Source organism: Streptomyces sp. NPDC001985, from assembly GCF_040296845.1.
In the GTDB taxonomy this organism is placed as follows: Bacteria; Actinomycetota; Actinomycetes; order Streptomycetales; family Streptomycetaceae; genus Streptomyces.
This window is the reverse complement of record NZ_JBEOYB010000165.1, coordinates 1-4,303: the sequence shown is the minus strand read 5'-3', so window position 1 is coordinate 4,303 and position 4,303 is coordinate 1. Positions and strand designations below refer to the sequence as shown.

The 4,303-nt window shown below is 74.3% G+C and carries 4 protein-coding genes; 1 reads left to right on the top strand and 3 read right to left on the bottom strand.

Annotation, left to right across the window (positions count from 1 at the left end; translation table 11 throughout):
• Positions 1-124 precede the first annotated feature (124 nt).
• The 3 genes from ABT122_RS33295 to ABT122_RS33285 are packed head-to-tail and all read right to left on the bottom strand — an operon-like array spanning position 125 to position 2,476.
• Positions 125-889: an enoyl-CoA hydratase/isomerase family protein gene (locus tag ABT122_RS33295; protein WP_351559885.1), complete on the bottom strand. Its 765-nt coding sequence runs from the start codon at positions 887-889 to the stop codon at positions 125-127.
• The gene (locus tag ABT122_RS33290; protein ID WP_351559883.1) at positions 886-1,326 is read right to left on the bottom strand and encodes a Zn-ribbon domain-containing OB-fold protein; all 441 of its coding nucleotides are present in this window, start codon (positions 1,324-1,326) and stop codon (positions 886-888) included. Before ABT122_RS33290 ends, ABT122_RS33295 begins: the two co-directional genes overlap by 4 nt.
• Position 1,327: 1 nt before the next feature.
• Complete coding sequence (locus ABT122_RS33285) at positions 1,328-2,476, bottom strand: lipid-transfer protein (protein ID WP_351559881.1); 1,149 nt, start codon at positions 2,474-2,476, stop codon at positions 1,328-1,330.
• A gap of 128 nt (positions 2,477-2,604) precedes the next feature.
• Between ABT122_RS33285 and ABT122_RS33280 the strand changes: the two genes are divergently transcribed.
• Positions 2,605-4,185, top strand: coding sequence for a FadD3 family acyl-CoA ligase (locus ABT122_RS33280; protein ID WP_351559887.1), 1,581 nt, complete (start codon positions 2,605-2,607; stop codon positions 4,183-4,185).
• The last annotated feature ends 118 nt before the right edge of the window (positions 4,186-4,303 follow it).

Below are 4,303 nucleotides of genomic sequence, written 5' to 3'. Positions count from 1 at the left end.
CAGGGCGACGGAGCCGCACACCCCGAGCCCCTCCGGCGATTGAGGAGCGGGGGTTCGGGGGCCGGCCCCCGACCCGGGCCCGCAGCACGCGGGTGTGCCGGTGGGCGGGGAGGGAGGGGAGGGCTCACGTGGTGGGGCGGGAGGTGAAGAGGGTGGTCTGGGTTGATCGGGGGAGGTTGCCCAGCGAGATCAGGTGCGGGGCCAGGGCGAAGGCATGGGCCCGGGCGACCTCCCCCGCCGCCCAGACCGCCCGCACCGTCCCCTGCACCGCCCCCGCGGGATACCCCGCCACCACCCTCGCCACCCGCACCGCCCCCACCAGCGCCTCCCCGGGCTCGACCAGCTCCGAGACCAGCCCCACCTCGTGCGCCCGCCGCGCGGGCATCCGCTCGGCCGTCCCCATCAGCGCCAGCCGCGCCACCTCCCCGTACGGCATCCGCTGCGCCAGATACACCGACTCGTACGCGCTGACCATCCCGTAGGTGGTGTGCGGGTCGAAGAAGGTGGCCGTCCGCGAGGCCACCAGGAACTCGCACTCCCCCAGCAGATAGAACGCCCCGCCGCACGCCATCCCCTCCACCGCCGCGATCACCGGCTTCCAGAGGTCGTTGGCCTTGGGGCCGATCGCGATCAGCGGATCGTCGATCGAGTACGGAGAGCCGGGCTGCGGCACCTCCACCGCGCGGTCGATCCCCGTGCAGAAGGCCCGGGTCCCGGTGCCGGTGAGCACCACCGCCCGTACCGCGTCGTCGTGGCGGAACTCCCGCCACACCTCGCCCAGCCGCCCCGCCGTCTCCAGGTCGATCGCGTTGAGCTTCTCGGGCCGGTCCAGGGCGACGACCGCGACCCCCGTCTCCCCGACCTCCGTCAGGTCCACCCGCAGGCTCATGCCCGCTCCAGCTGCCAGCGCGGCAGCCGGACCCCGCCGCCGGGTCCGGGCGCGGTGAACGCGACCCGTACCGCCGCCCCGATCCGCAGCCGGGCCGGGTCGACCGAGTTCAGCGGGGCGTCCGGCGCGGAGACCACATTGCCCACGAGCCGGATGCGCGGCGCGTCGGCCAGCTCCACCAGGACGGTGTTGTACGGGGCCAGCTCCGCGTACCCGGGCAGCAGCGGCGGGTGCGGCACCACGTACGACCAGATCCTGCCCCGGCCGCTCATCAGCCGCCACGCGGTGCCGAAGGACTGGCAGCGCGGGCAGCACGGCCGGGGCGGGAAGCGCGGCTCACCGCAGGGACGGCAGGTCTGGACGCGCAGTTCGCCCCGGGCCGCGTACTCCCAGAACGGCGCGCCGTCGTCGTCGGGTACCGGTTCCAGCAGCGGCATCTCAGCTCCTCAGCAGCACGGCCGACGTGGGTACGCCCTCGCCCGCCGTGACCAGGCAGGTGGCGGCGGACGGTACCTGCGCGGTGGAGGTGCCGCGCAGTTGGCTGACCCCCTCGGTGATCAGGTTGAAGCCGTGGACATACGCCTCGCTGAGCCCGCCGCCGGAGGTGTTCAGCGGCAGCCGCCCGCCGATCTCCAGCGCGCCGCCCTCGGTGAACGCCGCGCCCTCGCCGCGCCCGCAGAAGCCGTACCCCTCCAGGGAGAGCGGGATCAGCGGGGTGAACGCGTCGTAGATCTGGGCGACATCGACGTCCTCGGGGCCGAAGTCGGCGGACTTCCAGAGCTGCCGGGCGGCGGTCCAGGCGGGCCCGGTGAGCGGGTCGTCGTTCCAGTAGTTGACCATCCCGTGGTGCTGGGCGGGCAGCCCCTGCGCGACGGAGTGGATGTAGACGGGCCGCTGCCGGCAGTCCCGGGCCCGCGCGGCGGAGACGATCACACAGGCGAGCGCGCCATCGGTCTCCAGGCAGTTGTCGAAGAGACAGAGCGGCTCGCTGATCCACCGGGAGGTCATGTACATCTCCCGGGTGAGCGGCCGTTCGTACATCATCGCCGCCGGGTTCTGGTTGGCCCGGTTGCGGCAGGCGAGCGCCACATTGAAGAAGTGATCGCGGGTGGCGCCGTACTCGTGCATATAGCGCCGGGCCAGCATCCCGATCTCGTCGGCGGGCCGCAGCAGCCCGAAGGGCCGGGTCCACTGGGCGGGTACGGGGAGCTGGGCGGCGGTGTTCCGCCAGGGGCGGGGGCCGCTGCCGCGCTTGCGGGAGCGCCAGGCCACGCCGACGCTCGCCTGTCCGGTGGCGATGGCGGCGGCGAGATGGGCGAGGGTGGCGCAGGAACCCCCACCGCCGTAGCCGGCCCGGGAGAAGAAGGTGACATCGCCGGCGCCGATGGCCTTGGCGATCTCGACCTCGTCGGTCTCCTCCATGGTGTACGAGGCGAACGCGTCGACCTCCGACGCGGCGATCCCCGCGTCGTCGAGAGCGGCGACGACGGCCCGGCAGGCCAGGGTCTTCTCCGGCTCGGGGAGCCTCTTCGCGAAGGCGGTGCGGCCGATCCCGGCTATCGCCGCCGCGTCCTTGAGACGGGTCACGGGCACCTCCGCCGTTCGATCCCGATGGCTGACAGCGCGTCAGGCTACCGCTAATCTGACGGATAGTCAGCCAGCGTGCGGAGGCGGTTTCCATGCGTGATCCCCTGCCTGATCCCCTGCCCGACCCGATGCGCGGCGACCTGGAGTGGGGCACGGTCGGGGCACTGGTGCGGGAGGCCGCCGCGCGGTACGGGGAGCGCGAGGCCGTCGTGGAGGGCCGCACCCGCCTCTCGTACACCGCGCTGGGCGAGCGGGTGGAGCGGGCCGCCGCCGCGTGCCTGGCCGCCGGGGTCCGGCGGGGCGACCGGGTCGCGATCTGGGCGCCCAACACCCTCGACTGGATCGTCTCCGCGCTCGGCACGGTCATGGCGGGGGCGGTGCTGGTGCCGCTGAACACCCGCTTCAAGGGCGGCGAGGCCGCCGATGTGCTGCGGCGCGGCCGGGTGCGGCTGCTCTTCGTCACCGGCACGTTCCTGGGCACCTCCTACATCGCCGCGCTGCGGCGCTCCGGGGTCCCGCTCCCCGGGCTGGAGCAGGTGGTGGTCCTCGGCGACAGCGCCCCCGAGCCCTACCGCACCTGGCGCGCCTTCCTCGCCGGGGGCGCGGGGGTGAGCGCCCGGGAGGTCCGCGAGCGGGCGGACTCGGTCGGGCCCGGGGACCTCTCGGACATCGTCTTCACCTCCGGCACCACCGGCCGCCCCAGGGGCGCGATGATCACGCATGCCCAGACCCTGCGCTGCTACGGCGTCTGGAGCGAGCTGGCCGGGCTCCGGGAGGGCGACCGCTATCTGATCGTGAACCCCTTCTTCCACACCTTCGGCTACAAGGCCGGGATCATCGCCTCGCTGATGCGCGGCGCGACGATGGTGCCGCAGCCGGTGTTCAGCGCCCGGGCCGCCCTCGCGCAGGTCGCCGCCGAGCGGATCACCGTACTGCCCGGTCCGCCGGCGCTGCACCGCTCGCTGCTCGACCACCCCGCGCGCGACCGCTACGACCTCTCGTCGCTGCGGCTGGTGGTGACGGGTGCGGCGGTGGTGCCGCTACGGCTGGTGGAGCGGCTGCGGGAGGAGCTGGGGATCGGTACGGTCCTGACCGCGTACGGGCTCTCCGAGGCGTCCGGCATCGTCACCATGTGCCGCCGGGACGACTCCCCGGCCACCGTCGCCGGCACCTCCGGGCGCCCCGTCCCCGGCACCGAGGTCCGGGTGGTCACCGGGTCGGGGGAGCCGGGAGGGCCCGGGGAGCCCGGGGAAGTGCTGGTGCGCGGACACCAGGTGATGCGGGGGTACTTCGAGGACCCCGGGGCCACGGCCGCCGTCCTGGACGGGGACGGCTGGCTGCGCACCGGGGACGTGGGTGTGCTGGACGCGGACGGCAACCTGAGGATCACCGACCGGATCAAGGACATGTTCATCGTCGGCGGGTTCAACGCCTACCCGGCGGAGATAGAGCAGCTCCTCGCGCTCCACCCGGACATCGCGGACGTGGCGGTGGTCGGGGTGCCGGACGGACGGCTGGGCGAGGTCGGGAGGGCGTACGCGGTGCGGCGGCCGGGTGCGACGGTCACGGCGGACGAGCTGATCGACTGGGCGCGCCGGGAGATGGCGAACTACAAGGTGCCGCGGGAGGTGGAGTTCGTCGCGGGGCTGCCGCGCAACGCGGGCGGGAAGGTGCTGAAGGGGGAGCTGCGGGAGGGGCGGGTGCGCTGACGGTCCGCGGGTCGCGGGCCCCGGGCGGGGGCCCCGCCCCCGCGGGGAGGGGGTGTTCTGGGTGGCCAAACGGGAGGCGGGGGGGGGGGGCCAGGCGCCGGCGCGCGCGGGGTGGAAA

What these genes read in the sequence shown, in the direction of transcription:
- ABT122_RS33295 (WP_351559885.1), bottom strand. Translation starts at nt 889, where the DNA reads ATGAGCCTGCGGGTGGACCTGACGGAGGTCGGGGAGACGGGGGTCGCG.
- ABT122_RS33290 (WP_351559883.1), bottom strand. Translation starts at nt 1,326, where the DNA reads ATGCCGCTGCTGGAACCGGTACCCGACGACGACGGCGCGCCGTTCTGG.
- ABT122_RS33280 (WP_351559887.1), top strand. Translation starts at nt 2,605, where the DNA reads ATGCGCGGCGACCTGGAGTGGGGCACGGTCGGGGCACTGGTGCGGGAG.